21 protein-coding genes are annotated in these 20,381 nt (G+C 49.1%); 19 read left to right on the top strand and 2 right to left on the bottom strand.

Annotation, left to right across the window (positions count from 1 at the left end):
- The first annotated feature begins 24 nt into the window (after nucleotides 1-24).
- The 19 genes from atpE to JUF10_RS08625 all read left to right on the top strand — a co-directional run bounded on the left by atpE (nucleotide 25) and on the right by JUF10_RS08625 (nucleotide 18,859).
- A complete protein-coding gene (gene atpE / locus JUF10_RS08715) occupies nucleotides 25-237 on the top strand; it encodes a F0F1 ATP synthase subunit C (RefSeq protein WP_048732192.1) in 213 nt (70 codons plus the stop codon).
- Between the two features lie 59 nt (nucleotides 238-296).
- A complete protein-coding gene (gene atpF, locus JUF10_RS08710) occupies nucleotides 297-812 on the top strand; it encodes a F0F1 ATP synthase subunit B (RefSeq protein ID WP_203641797.1) in 516 nt (171 codons plus the stop codon).
- Nucleotides 802-1,344, top strand: a complete 543-nt coding sequence (gene atpH / locus JUF10_RS08705) for an ATP synthase F1 subunit delta (protein WP_203641796.1) — start codon at nucleotides 802-804, stop codon at nucleotides 1,342-1,344. Before atpF ends, atpH begins: the two co-directional genes overlap by 11 nt.
- Before the next feature lie 30 nt (nucleotides 1,345-1,374).
- Entirely contained in the window at nucleotides 1,375-2,916 is a 1,542-nt protein-coding gene (gene atpA, locus JUF10_RS08700) for a F0F1 ATP synthase subunit alpha (protein ID WP_203641795.1), read from the top strand.
- 30 nt (nucleotides 2,917-2,946) lie between these two features.
- Nucleotides 2,947-3,846 (top strand): F0F1 ATP synthase subunit gamma, encoded by a 900-nt coding sequence (locus JUF10_RS08695; RefSeq protein WP_203641794.1) that lies wholly within the window; start codon nucleotides 2,947-2,949, stop codon nucleotides 3,844-3,846.
- A 22-nt stretch (nucleotides 3,847-3,868) separates the two neighbouring features.
- The gene (gene atpD / locus JUF10_RS08690) at nucleotides 3,869-5,284 is read left to right on the top strand and encodes a F0F1 ATP synthase subunit beta (RefSeq protein ID WP_203641793.1); all 1,416 of its coding nucleotides are present in this window, start codon (nucleotides 3,869-3,871) and stop codon (nucleotides 5,282-5,284) included.
- A gap of 13 nt (nucleotides 5,285-5,297) precedes the next feature.
- Nucleotides 5,298-5,717: a F0F1 ATP synthase subunit epsilon gene (locus tag JUF10_RS08685; protein WP_048732181.1), complete on the top strand. Its 420-nt coding sequence runs from the start codon at nucleotides 5,298-5,300 to the stop codon at nucleotides 5,715-5,717.
- A 210-nt stretch (nucleotides 5,718-5,927) separates the two neighbouring features.
- Nucleotides 5,928-6,155, top strand: a complete 228-nt coding sequence (locus JUF10_RS08680) for a DUF1146 family protein (protein WP_048732179.1) — start codon at nucleotides 5,928-5,930, stop codon at nucleotides 6,153-6,155.
- A gap of 30 nt (nucleotides 6,156-6,185) precedes the next feature.
- Entirely contained in the window at nucleotides 6,186-7,493 is a 1,308-nt protein-coding gene (gene murA, locus JUF10_RS08675; protein WP_203641792.1) for a UDP-N-acetylglucosamine 1-carboxyvinyltransferase, read from the top strand.
- 732 nt (nucleotides 7,494-8,225) lie between these two features.
- Nucleotides 8,226-9,233: a rod shape-determining protein gene (locus tag JUF10_RS08670; RefSeq protein ID WP_048732171.1), complete on the top strand. Its 1,008-nt coding sequence runs from the start codon at nucleotides 8,226-8,228 to the stop codon at nucleotides 9,231-9,233.
- A gap of 24 nt (nucleotides 9,234-9,257) precedes the next feature.
- The gene (gene yidD / locus JUF10_RS08665; RefSeq protein WP_048732170.1) at nucleotides 9,258-9,551 is read left to right on the top strand and encodes a membrane protein insertion efficiency factor YidD; all 294 of its coding nucleotides are present in this window, start codon (nucleotides 9,258-9,260) and stop codon (nucleotides 9,549-9,551) included.
- Nucleotides 9,552-9,563: 12 nt separating this feature from the next.
- On the top strand, nucleotides 9,564-9,788 hold the full coding sequence (locus tag JUF10_RS08660; protein ID WP_048732168.1) for a DUF2969 domain-containing protein: 225 nt from the start codon (nucleotides 9,564-9,566) through the stop codon (nucleotides 9,786-9,788).
- A 206-nt stretch (nucleotides 9,789-9,994) separates the two neighbouring features.
- Complete coding sequence (locus JUF10_RS08655; protein WP_203641791.1) at nucleotides 9,995-11,200, top strand: FtsW/RodA/SpoVE family cell cycle protein; 1,206 nt, start codon at nucleotides 9,995-9,997, stop codon at nucleotides 11,198-11,200.
- 17 nt (nucleotides 11,201-11,217) lie between these two features.
- Complete coding sequence (locus JUF10_RS08650) at nucleotides 11,218-11,520, top strand: glycine cleavage system H family protein (RefSeq protein ID WP_203641790.1); 303 nt, start codon at nucleotides 11,218-11,220, stop codon at nucleotides 11,518-11,520.
- Between the two features lie 994 nt (nucleotides 11,521-12,514).
- Nucleotides 12,515-13,366, top strand: a complete 852-nt coding sequence (locus JUF10_RS08645; protein ID WP_203641789.1) for an SPFH domain-containing protein — start codon at nucleotides 12,515-12,517, stop codon at nucleotides 13,364-13,366.
- A gap of 21 nt (nucleotides 13,367-13,387) precedes the next feature.
- Nucleotides 13,388-14,356: a DUF2785 domain-containing protein gene (locus JUF10_RS08640; RefSeq protein WP_203641788.1), complete on the top strand. Its 969-nt coding sequence runs from the start codon at nucleotides 13,388-13,390 to the stop codon at nucleotides 14,354-14,356.
- Between the two features lie 74 nt (nucleotides 14,357-14,430).
- The gene (locus tag JUF10_RS08635; RefSeq protein WP_203641787.1) at nucleotides 14,431-15,573 is read left to right on the top strand and encodes a D-alanine--D-alanine ligase family protein; all 1,143 of its coding nucleotides are present in this window, start codon (nucleotides 14,431-14,433) and stop codon (nucleotides 15,571-15,573) included.
- Between the two features lie 281 nt (nucleotides 15,574-15,854).
- Nucleotides 15,855-17,456 carry a glycerophosphodiester phosphodiesterase gene (locus JUF10_RS08630; RefSeq protein WP_203641786.1) on the top strand — a complete coding sequence of 534 codons (1,602 nt, stop codon included), beginning with the start codon at nucleotides 15,855-15,857 and terminating at the stop codon, nucleotides 17,454-17,456.
- 545 nt (nucleotides 17,457-18,001) lie between these two features.
- On the top strand, nucleotides 18,002-18,859 hold the full coding sequence (locus tag JUF10_RS08625) for a helix-turn-helix transcriptional regulator (RefSeq protein ID WP_203641785.1): 858 nt from the start codon (nucleotides 18,002-18,004) through the stop codon (nucleotides 18,857-18,859).
- Between the two features lie 116 nt (nucleotides 18,860-18,975).
- Here the strand turns inward: JUF10_RS08625 and JUF10_RS08620 are convergent, their stop codons facing one another.
- Nucleotides 18,976-19,455, bottom strand: coding sequence for a universal stress protein (locus tag JUF10_RS08620; RefSeq protein ID WP_048732154.1), 480 nt, complete (start codon nucleotides 19,453-19,455; stop codon nucleotides 18,976-18,978).
- Between the two features lie 96 nt (nucleotides 19,456-19,551).
- Complete coding sequence (locus JUF10_RS08615) at nucleotides 19,552-19,839, bottom strand: hypothetical protein (RefSeq protein WP_203641784.1); 288 nt, start codon at nucleotides 19,837-19,839, stop codon at nucleotides 19,552-19,554.
- Nucleotides 19,840-20,381: the final 542 nt, after the last annotated feature.

Genomic DNA, 20,381 nt, shown 5'->3' with positions numbered 1-20,381 from the left:
TAATTTAAGGAGGAAACACAGATTATGGGAGCTATTGCAGCTGGTATTGCTATGTTTGGTGCCGCCATTGGTGGGGGTATCGGTGATGGTATCGTTATTTCCAAGATGCTAGAAGGTATGGTTCGTCAACCTGAATTATCAGGTCAATTACGGACGAACATGTTTATTGGTGTTGGGCTGGTTGAAGCCATGCCTATCATTTCCTTCGTTGTTGCTTTGATGGTTATGAACAAGTAGTTACAACGAACAACCGGTAAAAATTGTAAATATCTGATAGCAAAAGGAGGTGTCAATAGATGCTCTCACATTTAGTAGTTGGTCAGACGCTTTACTTTGGAGATTCGCTTTTCTATATTATTAGTTTCGTACTTTTAATGTGGATCATTAAGATCTTTGCATGGGGTCCAGTGACGAAGATGATGCAGGACCGGGCTGACAAGATCAGTAATGATATTGACTCAGCAGAAAAGTCCCGTACCGATGCCGCTAGCTTGGTTGAAAAACGCCAAGCAGCTTTGGCAAATTCTCGTTCTGAAGCCCAAACGATTGTGAGCGATGCCAAGTTCAATGGTCAACAGCAACGCGAACAAATCGTGACGCAAGCACAAGCGGACGTTCAGACGATGAAGCAAAATGCCCAAAAGGATATTGAACAAGAACGTCAAGACGCTCTGTCCGATGCCCGTAACGATGTGGCGGATTTATCTATTGAGATTGCTTCCAAGATCATTCAACGAGAATTGAAGGCTGACGATCAAAAGGCGTTAATTGATTCTTATATCGAAGGGTTGGGGAAGCAACATGAGTCTTAATAGGGCAACAGTAGCCAAGCGCTACTCTAAAGCATTATTTGATTTGTTGTCCGAAAAAGACCAACTGGAGTCAGGCTACACAGAGCTACAAGAACTTCGGCGTATCTTCCAGGACAACCCAAAATTGAGCACGATGCTCTCAGACGCTAGCCTGCAGGTTGCTGATCGCGAAGCGTTACTTCAACCACTGTTGAAGCAAGCATCACCGTATATCAAGAACCTGATTCAAATGGTCTACGACTACGGTCGCGTGGAAAACTTGGTCGATATTATCGATCAATTCCAGGTCTTATATGATGAACTACATCACACGGTTTACGCACAAGTAACGACGGCAGTAGAATTATCTGATGACCAAAAGTCACAGATTGAGACTGCTTACGCCAAGCGCGTGGGTGCCGAAAAGGTCATTTTGAGCAGCCGGGTTGACCCCGCTGTGATTGGTGGCGTCATCGTTAAGGCTGCTGATACGGTTCTTGACGGTAGCTTACGAACTAAAATTAATCGTTTACGGCAGCAACTGCTAGCATAACGAATTCGGTGATAAAGAGGTGAAACTTTCATGAGCATTAAAGCTGAGGAAATCAGTGCTCTAATTAAACAACAATTAGAAAGCTATAAAGATGAAATCTCAGTTGAAGAAACTGGTACGGTTACTTACGTTGGTGACGGTGTCGCTCGGGCCCACGGTCTGAACAATGCGTTACAAGGTGAGTTACTGTTGTTTGATAACGGGGTTTATGGGATGGTCCAAAACCTCGAAGCCAGTGACGTTGGTATTGTTATCTTGGGTGATTTCACTGGAATTACTGAAGGCGATACCGTTAAGCGGACTGGCCGAATCATGGAAGTTCCCGTTGGCGAGCAATTAATTGGCCGGGTTCTTAACCCATTAGGTCAACCAATTGACGGTAAAGGGGACATTTCCACAGACAAGACGCGTCCTATCGAACACAAGGCACCTGGTGTTATGGACCGGCAAGGGGTTAGTGAACCTCTGCAAACCGGTATCAAGGCCATCGATGCTTTGGTTCCAATCGGTCGTGGCCAACGTGAATTGATCATTGGTGACCGGAAGACTGGGAAGTCCTCCATCGCCATCGATACGATCATTAACCAAAAGGGCCAAGATATGATTTGTATCTACGTCGCTATTGGTCAGAAGGCTTCTACGGTACGTTCACAGGTTGCTACGCTGGAAAAATTCGGCGCTATGGATTACACCATTGTCGTTACCGCCAGTCCTTCCGAACCAGCACCATTGCTCTACGTCGCACCATATGCCGGCGCAGCGATGGGTGAAGAGTTCATGCACAACGGCAAGCACGTGTTGATCGTCTATGATGATTTAACCAAGCAAGCCGATGCCTACCGTGAACTTTCCTTGATTCTGCGGCGTGCGCCAGGTCGTGAAGCTTACCCTGGTGACATTTTCTACACCCACTCTCGTTTGTTGGAACGGGCAGCTAAGTTAAACGATAAACTTGGTGGCGGTTCAATGACGGCTTTGCCTGTTATTGAAACCAAGGCCGGTGACGTTTCTGCTTATATTCCAACCAACGTTATTTCCATCACCGATGGTCAAATCTTCCTGAACAGTGATTCCTTCTATTCAGGTATTCGACCAGCCATGGATGCCGGGACTTCTGTTTCTCGGGTTGGTGGGGACGCTCAAATCAAAGCCATGAAGAAGGTTGCTGGGACATTGCGGTTGGACTTATCTGCCTACCGTGAACTTGAATCCTTCGCCCAATTCGGTTCTGACTTGGATGCCGCTACTAAGGCACGTTTGGACCGTGGGGCCCGGACCGTTGAAGTCTTAAAGCAAGGCTTACACGAATCTGTTCCCGTTGCTAAAGAAGTTATTATCTTGTTTGCTTTGACTCATGGTCATTTGGACAAGCTTGAAGTGGCTGACGTCTTACGTTACCAAAACGAACTGTTTGATTACATGGACGCTAGTCACCAAGACCTTGAAGACACGATCACGACGACCGGGAACTTACCTGAAGGTAACTCTCTGGAAGACGCCATCGCTGAATTCGATACGACTTTCCAGCCGACTGCCAAAGCAGATGATACGGCGGCCAACTCGGCTGATTAAGAGTACTTGAAGGAAGGATGGTGAGAAATAATGGCTGAATCAATTCATGACGTTCAACGTCGAATTACGTCCACGAAAGCAACCCGTCAAATTACGGCGGCGATGCACATGGTCTCGACGGCGAAGTTAAATAAGATTCAGAAACAAGCAGTCGGCTACCAAGACTATGTTTCTAAGGTTAAGGCTGTCGTCATGCATCTTTCGCAGTCTCATCTGTTGGATAATTCCTCAAGTAGCCTGCAGTCGAACCGTCCAGTAAAGAAAACCGCATATTTAGTGATCACCTCCGATCGTGGAATGGTTGGGAGCTACAATAGCAGCGTTTTACGGGATGCCAATGCGTTCATTAAAGAACGGACGCCAAATCCTGACGACTACATGGTGTTAGCCGTTGGGGGCACTGGTGCTGACTTTTACAAGCACCGTGGCGTTAACGTAGCTTATGAATACCGTGGCGTCAGCGACGTTCCTGAATTCAATGAAGTTCGGGAAATCGTCAAGACGGTCACCACGATGTTCAACAACGAAGTCTTCGATGAACTCTTCGTTTGCTACAATCACTTTGTTAACCGGATTTCATCCCGTTTTCGGGCTGAAAAAATGTTGCCAGTCGATGGGGAAGCCCTGTCTTCTGATGCGGCAAACGATACGAAAGCGACACCGTTAACGGCTGAATACGACACAGAACCTTCTGAAGAGGGTGTTCTGCAGGTCGTACTGCCACAATACGCAGAAAGCTTAGTTTACGGTGCGATTTTGGACGCAAAGACGGCCGAACATGCATCAAGTACCAATGCGATGCAGTCTGCTACTGATAATGCCGATGATTTAATTGCGACCCTGCAGCTGCACTATAACCGTGCGCGTCAAGCAGCGATCACGACTGAAATCACCGAAATTACCGGTGGGCAGGAAGCCTTAAAAAACTAATGACGGGAGGAATTAACGAATAATGAGTGCTGGTAAAATTGTTCAAGTTATCGGACCTGTTGTTGACGTTGAATTCCCGTTGAACGATGAATTACCTGATATCAACACTGCCCTTAACATCAAAAAAGATGATGGTAGTGTCCTTGTAACCGAAGTTGCCTTGGAATTAGGTGACGGGGTTATGCGGACCATTGCCATGGACGGTACCGATGGTCTTCGCCGGGGATTAGAAGTAGAAAACACTGGTGCTTCTATTTCTGTTCCTGTTGGTGACGACACACTTGGTCGGGTATTTAACGTTCTCGGGGATCCTATTGACGGCGGTGCCGAATTTGGACCAGACGCAGAACGGATGCCAATTCACCGTGACGCACCTAAGTATGACGAATTAAACCCTTCAACTGAAATCCTGGAAACTGGGATCAAGGTTATTGACTTGCTCGAACCTTACGTTCGTGGTGGGAAGATTGGGTTGTTCGGTGGTGCCGGTGTTGGTAAGACCGTTTTAATTCAAGAATTAATTCATAACATTGCTCAAGGCCATAACGGGATCTCCGTCTTCACCGGTGTTGGTGAACGGACTCGTGAAGGTAACGATATGTACTGGGAAATGAAGGGGTCCGGGGTTCTGAAGCAAACGGCCATGGTTTATGGTCAAATGAACGAACCTCCTGGTGCCCGGATGCGGGTTGCCTTGACCGGTTTGACGATTGCGGAATACTTCCGTGACGTTAAGGGCCAAGACGTTCTGTTATTCATCGATAACATTTTCCGGTTCACGCAAGCCGGTTCTGAAGTTTCTGCTCTGTTAGGGCGGATTCCTTCAGCCGTTGGTTACCAACCAACGTTGGCTACTGAAATGGGTCAGTTACAGGAACGGATCACGTCGACGAAGAAGGGGTCTATCACCTCTATCCAAGCCGTTTACGTGCCTGCCGATGACTATACCGACCCTGCTCCTGCCACGACTTTCGCCCATTTGGATGCAACGACCAACTTGGAACGTTCTTTGACGCAACAAGGGATTTATCCAGCCGTTGACCCATTGGCTTCAACGTCAACTGCCTTGGCCCCTGAAATCATCGGCCAAGAACACTACGATGTCGCCACGGAAGTTCAACATGTTTTGCAACGGTACCATGAATTGCAAGATATCATCTCTATTTTAGGGATGGATGAACTGTCCGATGAAGAACAGACGATTGTTAACCGTGCTCGGCGGATTCAGTTCTTCTTGTCACAACCATTCTCCGTTGCTTCACAGTTTACGGGTATGGACGGGAAGTACGTTAAGTTGGAAGATACGATTCGGAGTTTCAAGGCAATCCTCGATGGGAAGTATGACGACCTACCAGAAGATGCCTTCCGGAACTGTGGTGCTATCGAAGACACCGTTGAGAAAGCAAAGAAAATGAACGCTGCCGTTGCTGACAAGTAGGGAGGGATTCTAATTGGCTGATAATCAATCAGTGTTATCTGTTAGTATCGTTACCCCTGATGGTCGCGTCTATGAAGGAGACAGTGATTTACTAGTTGTCAAAACGACAATTGGTGAATTAGGGATCATGCCGAATCACGTGCCGCTCATCGCTTCACTCGAAGTTGATGAGACGCGGGTAAAATTAGGCGATCACGAAGATGAAATTGCCGTTAACGGTGGTTTCATTGAGTTCTCCGACAACGTGGCAACCATTGTTGCAGACAGTGCGGAACGTCAAGACGATATTGATGTTGACCGGGCGCAGAGTGCACGTCAACGGGCTGAAGAAACGATCAAGAAGGCGCAAGAGTCTCATGATCCAGATACTTTAGCACGGGCTGAAGTCGCTTTGCGGCGTGCCATCAACCGGATTAACGTTGCTAATCATTAAATATTGTGTAAACCATTTTCGGTTTGCTTTAAGCGAGCACTTCCATTGCGGAGTGCTCGCTTTTTTGCTACCATGGCGTCAGGTTCGTTCGGTTAATATGGTTAATAAAAATAATTGTAATATTACAAATGCCGTTTTTAAAGGAATCACAGGGACACACACGAAAAATTATGCTATAGTTAGTGAGAATGTTTAGGAAGGATTGAGGTAATGAAACTCATTGGGTTACAGGCCATATTAACGATCATCAGTCACTTGTCTTTTATCGCGTTAGCATTTTGGGCGATTTCAGCGTTGCACATTGAGCGACTAATGACGTTTTACCCTCGACAATCGCGCGTCTTGATTGTGATGTTAGCGGTTGCGGTCGGCTTCGCTTGTAGCTCATTCTTTTTGGACTTCATCAATAACGTTCGTAATCTGGGCTATCTTTTGTGATTGGCCTATAAAAATCTTTGGAGGTATCCCATGGAAAAAATTGTCGTTCATGGTGGGAACCGCTTATCTGGTGTGGTCCACATTGAAGGGGCCAAGAATGCCGTGTTGCCAATCTTAGCAGCGTCCATTCTGGCTCAAGACGGACTCACTCATTTAGCAAATGTTCCGGTTTTGTCTGATGTTTATACAATGAATAAGGTTCTCCGTTTCCTGAACTTGCGCGTCGATTTTGACGAAGCCAAGCGGGAAGTGACGATCGACGCGACGAAGCAAGTTTCTAGTGAAGCGCCGTTCGAATATGTCTCCAAGATGCGGGCATCAATCGTCGTCATGGGGCCACTGTTGGCTCGTCTCGGCCATGCCCGGGTAGCGTTACCTGGTGGTTGTGCGATTGGCACGCGGCCAATCGACTTACATTTAAAGGGTCTCGAAGCATTGGGTGCCCGGATCGAACAGCATGATGGCTACATCGAAGCCTTTGCCAATCGGCTACAAGGCAGTCACATCTACTTAGATTTCCCAAGTGTAGGTGCTACGCAAAATATTATGATGGCAGCTTGCTTGGCTGAAGGGACAACGGTTATCGATAACGTTGCCCGCGAACCAGAAATCGTGGACTTGGCGAACGTCTTGAACAAGATGGGTGCCCGGGTCCGCGGTGCTGGGACTGAAACGTTGCGGATCGATGGGGTCGAGAAGATGCACGGTGCCGAACACAGTGTGGTTCAAGACCGAATCGAAGCCGGCACGTTCATGGTCGGTGCTGCCTTAACTCACGGAAATGTGTTGATTAAGGATGGTATCGTTGAACATAACAAACCTTTAATCTCAAAAATGCAAGAAATGGGCGTTCAAGTCACGGAAGAACCTGCTGGTATCCGTGTAATCGGACCAGACAAGCTCAAGCCAACGGACGTGAAGACGTTGCCATATCCGGGTTTCCCAACTGACATGCAGCCTCAGATGACCATTTTACAGTTGGCCGCTGAAGGCACGAGTACCATGACCGAAACGGTATTTGAAAACCGCTTCATGCATTTGGAAGAATTACGGCGGATGAACGCTGAATTCCAAATCAACGGTCGCACGGTCGTGATGCACGGCCCAACTGATTTCAACGGTGCCGAAGTAGCCGCCACGGACTTACGGGCCGCCGCTGCCTTGGTCCTCGCTGGGTTGGTTGCCGATGGCTACACGCAGGTCACGAACCTGAAGTATCTGGACCGCGGTTACTACGACTTCCACAAGAAGTTGACCGCGCTGGGTGCCGAAGTTAAACGGATCGACGTTCCTGACGATGACACGGTTGTTCTGAAGAACACACACGTTAATAATTAAGTAATCATGGGGTGGCAGTATTTGCCGCCTTTTTGTTTCTGTAACTAAAGGTTGAAAGTTCTAAAATACCAGTCACGCCCGTTCTAGCAACAACAGCGGGACTAAAATTAGGCAACCTGGTGATTCTTTCGCCTTACCGGCCGGTAGATATGGGCTGGAACGGTGCGAACGCAACTTGAAGCCTCGAAAGAACCGAGTCTACAAGCTTGGTTTTCTACTAAGCCGGCAAGACCCGCCAGCTAAGTAGAACGACGCGCCTGAGCCCATATCTGCCGACCTCTCGGCTTACACAGTATTCTTAGACGACGGAGATAATGACTGAAACAGTCGTTATCGATGGGGCCGAAAACGCTAAATCTCCACGTTTTCCGAGTGTTGTTGTGATAGAACACAACCTGAGCCGGAGGAGGACAGGGATGCAGCCAGCCGTGGTAATATTTTGAGCTGGCCAGTGGCTAGCTCAAAATATGGGCGACTTTGGAGACACGTGGTCTTCGTGGCTTCAAAGCGAGCGAGAAGACTGGTGTTTTTCCAGTCTGACGCGTCCCCACAGCAGGCGGAATTCCTGTCAGCCGTAGTGCGGCTATTTTATATTGGTACTGGTTTAACCAAAGAAAACGGTAACAAAGGGGCTTAACCGAACATTCCCCGAGAAATCATTTAGTGTTCGCAAGGATTATGGTATAATGAAATGTTGAAAATTGGCATTAAAAATCAGGAGGACGCATAAGTATGGCGAAAGACATTGGAATTGACCTAGGGACCGCGAACGTTTTAATCTACGTGGTCGGTAAGGGTATTGTATTAAACGAACCGTCCGTTGTGGCAATCGATACCAAGACGGATAAGGTATTAGCGGTGGGTTCAGAAGCTTACCGGATGGTTGGACGGACACCAGGCAACATTCGGGCAATTCGTCCCCTTAAGGACGGGGTCATTTCTGATTTCGATATTACCGAAGCCATGCTTTCCTACTTCATCAACAAGCTTAGTGTCAAAGGCTTCTTATCCAAGCCTAACATTATGATCTGTGCACCTACGAACATCACGGAAATCGAACGTAAGGCCATCATTCAGGCCGCTGAAAAGTCCGGTGGCGCCAAGGTTTACTTGGAAGCTGAACCTAAGGTCGCCGCTTTGGGTGCCGGGATGGACATCTTCAAGCCTAGCGGTAACATGGTTATCGACATGGGTGGTGGAACCAGTGACATTGCGATCCTGTCTCTGGGTGACATCGTAGCTAGCCGCTCAATTCGCGTTGCCGGTGACCGGATGAACTCTGAAATCGTCAACTACGTTAAGCGTAACCACAACCTGATTATTGGGGAACGGACCGCTGAAACCATTAAGATCAAGATTGGGACCGCTTATCCAGAACCTGGCAATGAAGAAAAGACCATGGCTGTGCGTGGCCGGGATTCCGTTAGTGGGATGCCGACCGAAGTGACGATTACCGCCGCTGAAGTTGAAGAAGCCATTCATGATTCCGTTGAACAAATCGTTTCCGCAGCAATGGCTGTCTTGGAAACGACGCCACCAGAATTGGCCGCTGACATCATCGACCGGGGCATTATGCTGACTGGTGGGGGTGCCTTGTTAGACGGTATCGACAAGTTGTTCTCAGAACGCTTAACGGTGCCCGTCATCATTTCCGAAGACCCACTGGACAACGTGGCTAAGGGTGCCGGCGTTCTGCTGGAACACATGGACACGAAGACGGCTAAGGAAAACAACGACTAGTAAGTCATTAAAGGGGGACTGGCGATGCGCCACCTACTAAGCTTCTTGGTGCGGGGATATCAGCGGTTTATTTCACCACTATTTCCGCCGACCTGTCGGTACTATCCGACCTGCTCGACTTATATGTTGCAGGCGTTAGAGAAGCACGGTGCATTTAAGGGAAGCCTCATGGGCATCGCGCGGATCTTACGGTGCCAGCCGTTCGTTCGGGGCGGCGTGGATCCGGTACCGGATCACTTCACCCTGAAGCGTAACGTGGCAGCGGAGAAAGAATACCGTGAAGCTATGAAATTGGATCAAGAACCCCCCATCAAGTAAAGGAGAGTTGGCATGAGCAAACGAGAAAAATCTGTAGAAGTTACCGTTGACGACCAAAAGTTGCCGGACGGTGGAACGATGTCCGTGTTAAAGATTGGCGACGAAACCATCGGAACAGTTACCCCAATGGACGACCGTTTCGAAGCCCAATTGAATGACGGCGACGTTTACCGCGTTAAGACGGTCGACGAAGGTGTCGAACTCCTGTTGCGGGATTACCACCTGCATCGCGGTTAATAAATTTTAGTAAAGTTGGCCGGAGTGTGACGTTATCGTACACTTCGGCCTTTATACTTACAATGAGCGTGAACAACGAGACTGGTTTGGTCGTTGCTTGATTAGGCGACAAACTGGGTGTCTTGGACCTTAAACTAGAGTCGACCATTTAAAATTGGCCGATGGGACCAAGGGAATAATCTATTTTGAATTAAGGAGCAATCATTGTGGCAAAGAATGCGACGGAACAACGAAGCGAGCCTGATTCCCGGATCGACTGGGGAATTATCTTCTGTGTCCTGATGTTAGCGCTGATTGGGCTAGCATCAATCTACGTGGCGGCGACCCACGATAGTAGTGCCACCAGCATTACGTCGGCCGTGGTTTCTCAATTGATGTGGTACATCATTGGGACGGTCGCCATCGTGATTATTATGCAATTCGATTCAGAGCAACTATGGAAGGTGGCGCCAGTGCTTTACTGGCTGGGAATCTTCCTGTTGGTAGCCGTCCTGTTTCTTTACAGTCGGGTGTACTACCAAAATACCGGGGCGAGAAGTTGGTTTGCCATTGGTTCACTGACTTTTCAACCCTCAGAAGTCATGAAACCCGCCTTCATCTTGATGTTAGCGCGGGTCGTGACGGAACACAATAACGCTAATCCCTTGCATACGGTGCGAACGGACTGGGTGTTGATTGGAAAATTGATTCTGTGGACGTTACCAGTCGCCGTTTTACTGAAGCTGCAAAATGACTTCGGGACCATGTTGGTGTTCTTTGCCATCGTGGGTGGGGTTTTACTGGTTTCGGGAATTACCTGGAAAATTATCGCGCCGGCCTTTGCGACGGTCGCGGTTGTCGGGGGTGGTGCGCTGACACTGGTGACCACAGACTTTGGGCGTAAGATCCTGGAGAAGGTCGGCTTCCAGGCCTACCAATTCTCCCGGGTCGATAATTGGTTGCACCCGTCATCCGATACGTCCAATTCCGGATACCAACTCTGGCAAAGTATGAAGGCCATTGGATCCGGTGGGATCTTTGGGACCGGGTTCAACGTGTCGCACGTGTACGTGCCCGTCCGTGAATCCGATATGGTCTTCTCCGTTATTGGAGAAAACTTTGGGTTCATCGGCGGCTGTATCCTGATTTTCTTGTACTTCCTGTTGATCTACCAAATGATCCGGGTGACGTTTGATACGAAGAACGTCTTCTACGCCTACATTTCGACCGGGGTTATCATGATGATCCTTTTCCACGTGTTCGAAAACATTGGGATGAGCATTGGTCTCTTGCCACTGACGGGGATTCCGTTACCGTTTGTTAGTCAAGGGGGGTCCGCATTGATTGGGAACCTGATTGGGATTGGCTTAATCATGTCAATGAGGTATCATTATAAGAGTTACATGTTTAGCCGTAACGAATCGTTTAAGTAGAAGGAGACTGTTTACACATGAGTGAAATGGTAAAGTATTTCTGGACTAAAGCTGTTAACGACGGTACGCGAATTGGTTTAACGACCGAGGGTCAAGACGAACTCGGAACGATTAAGTTTGCTAAATTGCCAGAAGTTGGCGATGACGTGAAGAAGGGTGAAAACCTGTTGAGCGTTGAAGCTGACAAGGCAGTTTCTGACATTCCTAGTCCTGTTTCCGGTAAGGTTACCGCTGTTAACCCAGCCTTAGCCAACGATTTCGATGCTTTAAACGGTAGCGATGTAGATGCTGCATGGTTCGTCGACGTCCAAGAGGACTAAGCACGAACTGAAGCATGGCGTTGTCCCTCTTGGGGGATGACGCTTTTTTTGTACCGCGGATTAGCTAAACTTGGCCGCACTCCGGCTGCCAGGGACTACGCCTGCTGTGGGGACGCTTCAGCCTGAGAAGCGGGCTTCTCGCTCGCTTTGAAGCCACACTAAAATCGTGTGTTTTCAAAGTCGCCCATTGTGTTGGCTAGCAAAGGACGCCAGCCAACACAATTACCACGGCTGGCTCCGTCCCTGACCTCCTCCGGCTCCGGTTGATGAGCTACAAGCATGCTGTTAAGGTGTGTCTGATCATCTACTTAATACGATTGGTGGGACGCTTGCTAATTGTGAGTTTGATTTAAGTCCAGATAGATGGCTTCTTGCTAGTTACAAATGTGTAAATTGAGCGGCACAACTAATGCTATCGCTAGCGAATGAATCGTGTCCCTAATCGGTTGAAACGATAATTCTAGTAGATACTTAGGGTTTTCATCTCTGGTCGGGTATAATAAAGGTAGTGGCAGTTGATGAAGTTTCTCAAGTAAGGACAGTTAACTAGTTGTCGATTTGCTTGGTATATACATATATCTAATGCCAGCTGAAATTTATTGGTGATGCTTACACTTGTTGTCGTAACGCAAAGAGCATGGAAAGTAGCTAATCCAGTGTAATTTCAGTTACCAGATATGGGCTCGGGTAGGTCTCTCAACGTTGGTCATGGAAAATGCAATTAGAGCCGGAGGCGGCCAGGGATGTAGCCAGCCGTGGAAATCGTGGTAGCTGGCAGCTACCACGATGGGCGACTTTGGAGACACAGGTTCTTCGTGGCTTCAAATCGAGCGAGAAGACTGGCGGTTTTCCAGTCTGAAGCGTCCCTCACAGCAGGCGGAATCCCTGGCAGCCGCAGTGCGGACCAGCCCACACAATTTTAGTTATACATACAGTTGACGCGTTGCTGTAGTCGACCGACAGTTTTTAAATTTAGGGGAATGGAGTGAGTGACATGGAAGAAAAGAATGTTTTTCATATCAACGGGTACCTGGGATTAGTCATTGTTTTGGCACTGATCATCGGGGGCGGCTTTTTACTTGCGACCGGCACGATGATCGTGCTGGGTGGCCTGATTATCGTTGTGGCCGTCTTGGCTGCCAGCAGTCTGACCATTATCAGCCCCAATCAATCTAAGGTGCTGACGTTCTTTGGCCGTTACATTGGAACGATTCGTGAGGCCGGTCTGTATTTAACGGTGCCCCTCACAAACAAGTCAACGGTATCGTTGCGGGTCCGGAACTTCAATAGCGCCATCTTAAAGGTCAACGATCTTCAAGGGAATCCCGTCGAAATTGCGGCGGTCATCGTTTTCAAGGTGGTCGATACCAGCAAGGCCTTATTCTCAGTTGAAGATTACGAACGGTTCGTGGAGATCCAAACTGAATCCGCAATTCGACACGTGGCTTCCGAGTATGCCTATGACAACTTTGGTGATGGCAAGGAATTAACGCTGCGGAGTAATCCGACCGATGTGTCCAATCGGCTGACCGAGGAGTTGCAGGAACGGTTGAACGTCGCCGGTGTTGAGATCATCGAGACGCGGTTGACGCACTTGGCCTACGCGACCGAAATTGCTTCGGCCATGTTGCAACGGCAACAGTCACAGGCAATTCTGTCGGCCCGGAAAATCATCGTCGAGGGGGCCGTTTCCATTACGGAAGGTGCCATCGATCGGTTGGGTGCCGAGACGAATTTGAAATTAACGGATAACCAAAAGCTACAATTGATCAATAACATGATGGTTTCAATAATTAATGAACGCGGGTCGCAACCGGTGATCAATACCGGGAAGATCGACTCGTAATCAACTGATGGAGGGTTTTTGATGGATGAGCAGATAGGCGCGGTCATGCAGCAACTCGCGACGTTAAATGAACAGGTCAGAAGCGGTGAGGTCTACCAATCGCTAGGCACGCGGCTGGGAAAGGTGATGGACGGTATTCACCGGCAACGGCGGACCCCCGTCACGCTTCCAGACGACGATGACGGAGTGAAGGACATCTTGGCCGACCTGACCCGGCAACTGGGCGAAAATGTCCCGGTCACTTTGTCGCGGGAAAAAATGGGCGTTTTGATCGATCACCTATCCTCAACCGATCCTCAGATTCGCTACAATGGCATTAATTTTTCGGTGTACGACGCCTTGCAGCAAGACGCGTTTGATTCCGCACAGATGAAATATTTGTTTGAGCGATTGACGCAACAACAGGATCTATTTGATCATATTCTCGAACCCGCCAATGCGGCCGTCTTTGGGCGTTCCGCCCGGCTGGCATTACTTGCGGTCCTGCTACACTTTATGAATCCGAGCGAATCGCGTGACATGGACCTCCGGCAAATCGTGCTCCTCGCAGCGACCTATATTTGCTTGGAGACGGACACGCGAGGCTTCGTGAATCACCAGGGCTGGGCGCACGCCTACACGGCCATCACGGACCTGCTAGCGGTTTTAGCGGGTAATAGCAATCTGCCGCGCGCCGACAAACTCTTCCTGTTGGTGACGCTAATGGAACGCTTAAAGCGCCTGACCACGCCACTTATCTATGGCGAAAACGACCGCATGGCAACGTATCTGGTCGAGTTGGCGAACCGGCATCCGCTCTACGAAACGACCTTCTTGATGACCCTCAAACAGTGGCGCCAGCAAGTGGCCTATAAGCGGCGGCCGGATACCATTGCGGGGTGGAACCAATTTTTCAACCGGAAACGACTGGTAGATGCACTACGGTTACACCAAGACTTGCCCGTTAAGCTCCGAGAATACTTGAACTCAACTATCGATTTTTTAGGCTGATTTTATTCTCAATTTTTAAGAGAAATGGTATACTGAAGGCTAACCGAAATATATACGATAGGATGAGTGACAACATGGAAACGAAAAGCAAGTTACACGTAGGTCTATTATTCGGTGGTAATTCCTCGGAGCATGATGTGTCTAAGCGCTCTGCCCACAACATCTACGATGCAATGGATAAAGCCAACTACGATGTTAGTCTATTTTTACTGACGCGAGATGGATTTGTCCTGAGTGATGCCGCTTCACGGCGCGTCTTCGATGGTGAAGACGAGGCCGCTGTGGCGACTGAGGAAAAGACCAAGGTAGACCCTTCCAACCCATTGGCACCCATTTGGAATTTATCTCAGGCAAAGGACATCGATGTTTTCTTCCCAATTATCCATGGTAACTTGGGTGAAGACGGTACGATCCAAGGGCTTTTCCGCTTATTGAAAAAGCCTTATGTGGGGAGTGGCGTCTTGGCATCGGCTGTGTCCTTTGATAAGGATATGACGAAGCAGGTTTTGACGGCTCATGGCATTCGCAACACGAAGTATGTGGTGTTAACGCCGGATAACCGCGACGCATTTGATTACGCCACGGTTCAAGCTAAATTAGGCGACAACGTCTTCATCAAGCCCGCGAACCAAGGGTCTTCGGTCGGCATTCACAAAGCAGGTAACGCCCAAGAATACAACGATGGCATTGCTGACGCTTTCCGGTACGATTACAAGGTACTGGTTGAACAAACGATCGATGGTCCCGAGGAAGTCGAAATTTCCATTTTGGGTAACGAACATCCCGAAGCTTCTAAATTAGGTGCAATTCGGGTACCAAAGTCGGATGTTTTCTACGACTACAACAACAAGTTCGTCGATGCTAGCGGTGTGACCTTTGAGGTACCCGTTGACTTACCAGCAGACCTGACGCAAGAAATTACGCAAATGGGCCTGCAAACGTATGCGGCATTGGGCCTTAAGGGCATGGCTCGTATCGATTACTTGGTCTCCAAGGATGGGGTGCCATACGTGGGTGAGGTCAACACCTTACCTGGGTTCACCAACATCAGCTTGTATCCACAACTGTGGCAAGCAACGGGAATTAGCTACGCCGACCTGATCGACCGCCTGATTCAACTCGCTTTGGATGAGTTCAAGGTGCAAGATCAACTGGCTTACGACTTTATCCCACTGAGCGACAACTCGGCGGCCTCAACGTACAAGCCAAAGAACTAGTTATTAGTTATAAATTGGTCGCACTCTGGCTGCCAGGGACTACGCCTGCTGTTACCATAAGACAATTGCGTAAGCCGAGAGGTCGGTAGATATGGACTCAGGTGTGTCCGCACCGTCCCAGCCCATGTCTGGCGGCCGGTAAGGCGAAGGATACATTAAGTTGTCTAATTTTTAGCCAATGCTGGTAGTTATAAACTTTCAACTTTTAGGCATTAAAAGCAACAACAAGTCGGCTGGGAGCGGAAACGTTCCGGCCGGCTTTTTTTGATGGGAGGGACTTTATGCGTGAGAAATGGCGCCAGCTACAGCGGAGTTGGCGACGGGGGCTGACATCGCCAGGGTTATTCCGGGGATGGGGCCTGCTGATCCTAGAATTCAGTGGCTTGCGATTATTGGCGACACGGCCGGGGTGGTCGGTGGCACTGGTTCTAGTGCTGGCGGCGACGTTGGTGACTAGTGCCGTGCAACTGACGGAATTGGCGTTGACGCTGGCCAACGTTCCCACCAGTGATCGTCGTGTCAGCTATCGACTGGTTGCCCAGCATTGGCTCACGTGGTGCGGAGTGCTAGTTGCCGTGGCTATTTTGACGGTGCCCTGGGGATTATGGGGATTAGGTAGTCGTTTCTTGGTGCGCCTTCCCGTACCGGCCAGCTGGGTCAACTTCGTCGGTCTCAATCGCCGTCCCGTCTTAATGGTTGCGGCGGTCGTCTATTTTCTGATTGCTGGAATCGTTCTCTTGCGTGGCCCGCACTATTTTCGCCGACTCACGCCGCAATTGACCCAGCCAGGATCCGTTTGGCAAATGGTCACCGGCCTGATGACGGGGGGCGGATTGACCTTGCTGTGGTTGGCCGCTAGCGAGCTGCTGGTGGCCGCCAACGTTTGGGCTGGACAAGTGATGCAACCTGGGCGAAAAATCGTGGCTGGCGTGTCGCTGTGGCTGATTTTAATGGGTTTTACTTTAGTGGCCATTTTAACGGTGATCACGATCATTTGGAGCTGGACGGGGCAACAACCCCAACGGTCCAGTTACCATCGCCGACCCCTTTGGCGATTGGTAGCGGTGACCGGAATAATTGGACTAGTGGTCGTGGGACAGACGATGACGCAAACGCCGCGGTTTACGACCGCTGCGCTGATCAGTCACCGGGGCGTTGACCACCATCAGGCCGTCCAGAATTCAGTGACGGCGCTACGCCTGATCCACCGGCAGCGTCCAACCTATGTGGAGATGGACCTCCATGAGACGAAGGACCATCAGTGGGTGGTCCTGCACGATGAGAATCTGCAGGTGCTCGCGAAAAAACGGGTCACGCCGCATCAATTGACCCTGCGTCAGCTTCAGCGCTTGACGCTGCGTGAAGATGGTCATCGGGCAAAATTAGCCGGGTGGCCGGACTACTTGCGGACGGCCGAGCGGTTGCATCAACGTTTGCTGGTGGAAATCAAAACGACCCCGCAAGATTCGCGGGGGATGACGCGACGATTCGCCCGACAATACGGCGAACGGCTAGTCCGTGATCACGCGGCGGTCCATTCACTGGACTACCGGGTCGTTCGTCAGCTGCGAGCGACAACCCCTAAGTTACAGGTGGGGTACATTACGCCATTCAATTGGGTAGCTCCCAACGTGGTCCCAGCCGACTTTTATTCCTTCCAACGGATCTCGATGAGCCAGCAATTCTTGGCGGCGGCGCACAGCACGGGCGCACCGGCTTACGTGTGGACACCGGATTCGCATGCAGCGATGACCCGGACCTGGGCGATAGGGGCCGATGGTCAGATCACCAACGAGTTGACGCGACTGCGGGCGGTGACCCAGCAGAATCCGGATGCTAACTGGTGGGCGGTCATTCAGAACTTTATTTTGAGCTATGTTTAGAATAGCGAGAGTGGGACAAAAGGCGGCTAGTCAATGAGCATTAACGTCGCTAGACGACTGATTCCGGTCTTGGATTGTTTGTCTATCGGGGTTAAGCGGAGTTGACTGCCTTTTGTCGTACGTTTCCGCAATAGACGTTCGGAGCGCAAAACGGGTCCGGGACTTTTGTCCCAGACTCGTTTTTGTTTTGGCTATTTATGACAGTTGCTAAATAGATTAACAACGAATATTGTGGCGCATAAATATATTTATATACGGTAGGGAGAACGCTAATATAAATATATTTATTTTAAAATGATAAAATGGTATAGACAGATTAGAGTTCCTTCATAAACTGGTTTATTGCTTGTAATTCCTTATAAATCGCTTATTATAATAATTAATGATGAAGCAACCGAACGGTTATAATCATCATCAGGGAAAAATCATCGGTGAATCGTGTGACGGGTCGGGGGACGGTCACTGGTGGTCGCTTAGACAAATGTTCGGTTTTTATCATAAATTGGTAAGTTGCCCAGCATCACGATTCGTGAGGGAGAGATGAGATGCGTTTACTAGGGAATAAGATCAAACAATACCGTAAGCAAAAGAATTTATCGCAACAGGAGCTCGCCGAGGGAATCTGCACGCAAGCGACTGTGAGTCTGATGGAGAAGAAGAATAAGGTGCCCAGCATCAAGATTATTTTACAGATCTGTCGGCGGTTGAATGTGTCACTGGGAGATATTCTGTCTGGTCTAGGGAGTAGCATGGACGACCAGTTTGAAGCTATTTCTCAGGCGATTCGGCACGATGATTACCCAACTGCGGGCGAGCTGTTGACTAAGGTCAATATGACCAACGTCCAGAATTCGTTTGATCGGGAACGGTATCACTATTATCGTGGCTTTATTGAATTGAACACGCACAACCGGCCAGATGAAGCCATTTTCCATTTTAATTTATTATTGCACCGGTCTTACCGGATGCCTTGGGATCTGTATGCCATCGTCGGTAACGTGGGGATGGCGTCAGCCTACGTTGCGCGTAAGGAATTCGACAAGGCTCACTATTACTTGAACGAGGCGGCGGGGTACCTGGACGATTTCGAGTGGCACGATGAAGCTAACTTTAAACGGTTAGTCTGGGCGCGCTACCAGATTGCGCTGATGTACTTGGAATTAGACCAACCGCAACTCGTCATTGAAAATGTGGAAGCGGCGTTGACTGCCGTGAAGAAGCAAGCCTCCTTGTACCTCATTGATGTGTTGTACGAGGTTCGGGGACAGGCTGAACAGGCCTTGTTAGCGACCGTTGCCGCTAAACGGAGCCTGACGATTGCTAAAACGTTGGCGTTAGTGACGCATAACGTGGCCCTACAGGAACGTTTAACGAGGTCTCCACTAGGCGCAGTGGCCGATTAAAGTTGAATAAATAAGGAAACCAGCCGAATTAACCTATTTTGGCTGGTTTTAATTTACAAAGACAAAAAAACACCGCCACCCGAAATCCGGTAGCGGTGTTGCTGTTTCAAAATAACTTAGCCTTCTGGTTTTGTAACCTTGGCTGGTTGGTTGTTCAAATCAGTCCGAACAACGATAACGTCGCAGACAGCTGTCCGGGTCACGTATTCCGTTACAGAACCGATTAGGAGCCGTTCAACGGCATTCAGTCCAGTAGCACCGATCATAATCAGGTCGGTATCGTTATCCCGGGGAACGTCGCGAGCAATAATGGTCTTCGGCGCCCCGTATTCAATCGCGTAGTCAATGCTTTGCAGGCCATCAGCCTTTGCATCGGCAACGTACTTGTCGAGTGTCTTCTTTGCCGTTTCCGTGACTTGTTCAACCATGCTGGTATCGAAGCTGGAAATGTTTTGGAAAGCCCGCGTATCAACAACGTGAACGAGATGTAAATCAGCATCGTTACGTTTAGCCACAGCGACCGCCTTCTTAAAAGCTAATTCGGCTTCGTAGGACCCGTCAACTGGAACTAAAATGTGCTTGTATTGTTGTAACATATTGTTCACCTCTCATTACTTTATACTCTTATCATACGTTATTTACCGCCAAATAAAAAGCAAAATGGTAAAAAAGGTGCCGAAAGTTGTAACCGGTTACCCCTTAGGAAACCAGTGCAACAAGATGAGCTGTAGGGCCATGATGGCGATGACCCCAACCAGTAATACGGCGGCCAGAAAAATCGTATTGTTCATGATGGTCGCGGCAGCCGAGAACACACCGATGATCATCATGATCACCCCACCAATCGACAAGACGCGTTGTAATTCACGACTTTCTTCAGGATGAAAAACTAGAAATGGCCGTTGACGGTGATTAAAAAAGTACCAGCCAAGTCCAAAGGAAATCAGGGTGTAGCAAATCATTAGAATCGTTATAGCCAAGAGAGGACTCCTCCTTAAATTATCTATTGCTTAGTATACCCGAGTCCAAGCGTAAAAGCAGTAGGGGAGTGAAATTAGTGTTAGGGAAACAATTTCCGCTTGAAGCAGAAATTGCGGACGGGGCTGGAAAATGTAACTGGTTGGTTAAGCCTGTTGGACTGGTGTCCGCTAGGTAGAGTTGGCGTGTATTCTATGCGACCAGTATTACATAAAAGTCACCAGCTAAACTAGGTATAGCACGGCTGAGAAATTAAAGGTTCTTGGGTTCTCAACCAGTATAATTGCAAACATCAATCAGAGCCGGAGGAGGACAGGGATGCAGCCAGCCGTGGTAATCCTGTTAGCTGGCCGCTGGCTAGCTAACAGGATGGGCGACTTTGAAGACGTGGGTTCTTCACGGCTTCAAAGCGAGCGAGAAGCCCGCCCCACAGGCTGAAGCGTCCCCACAGCAGGCGGAATCCCTGGCAGCCGGAGTGCGGCCATTTCAGCAAATCCGATTTTAACAAATCTATTGTTTTAAGAGACACCCAAGAAAGATTAAT

The sequence above is a fragment of the Levilactobacillus andaensis genome, assembly GCF_016861695.1.
GTDB lineage: Bacteria > Bacillota > Bacilli > Lactobacillales > Lactobacillaceae > Levilactobacillus > Levilactobacillus andaensis.
Note: the sequence above shows the minus strand (reverse complement) of the source record. Positions and strands in the feature narration are given on the sequence as shown.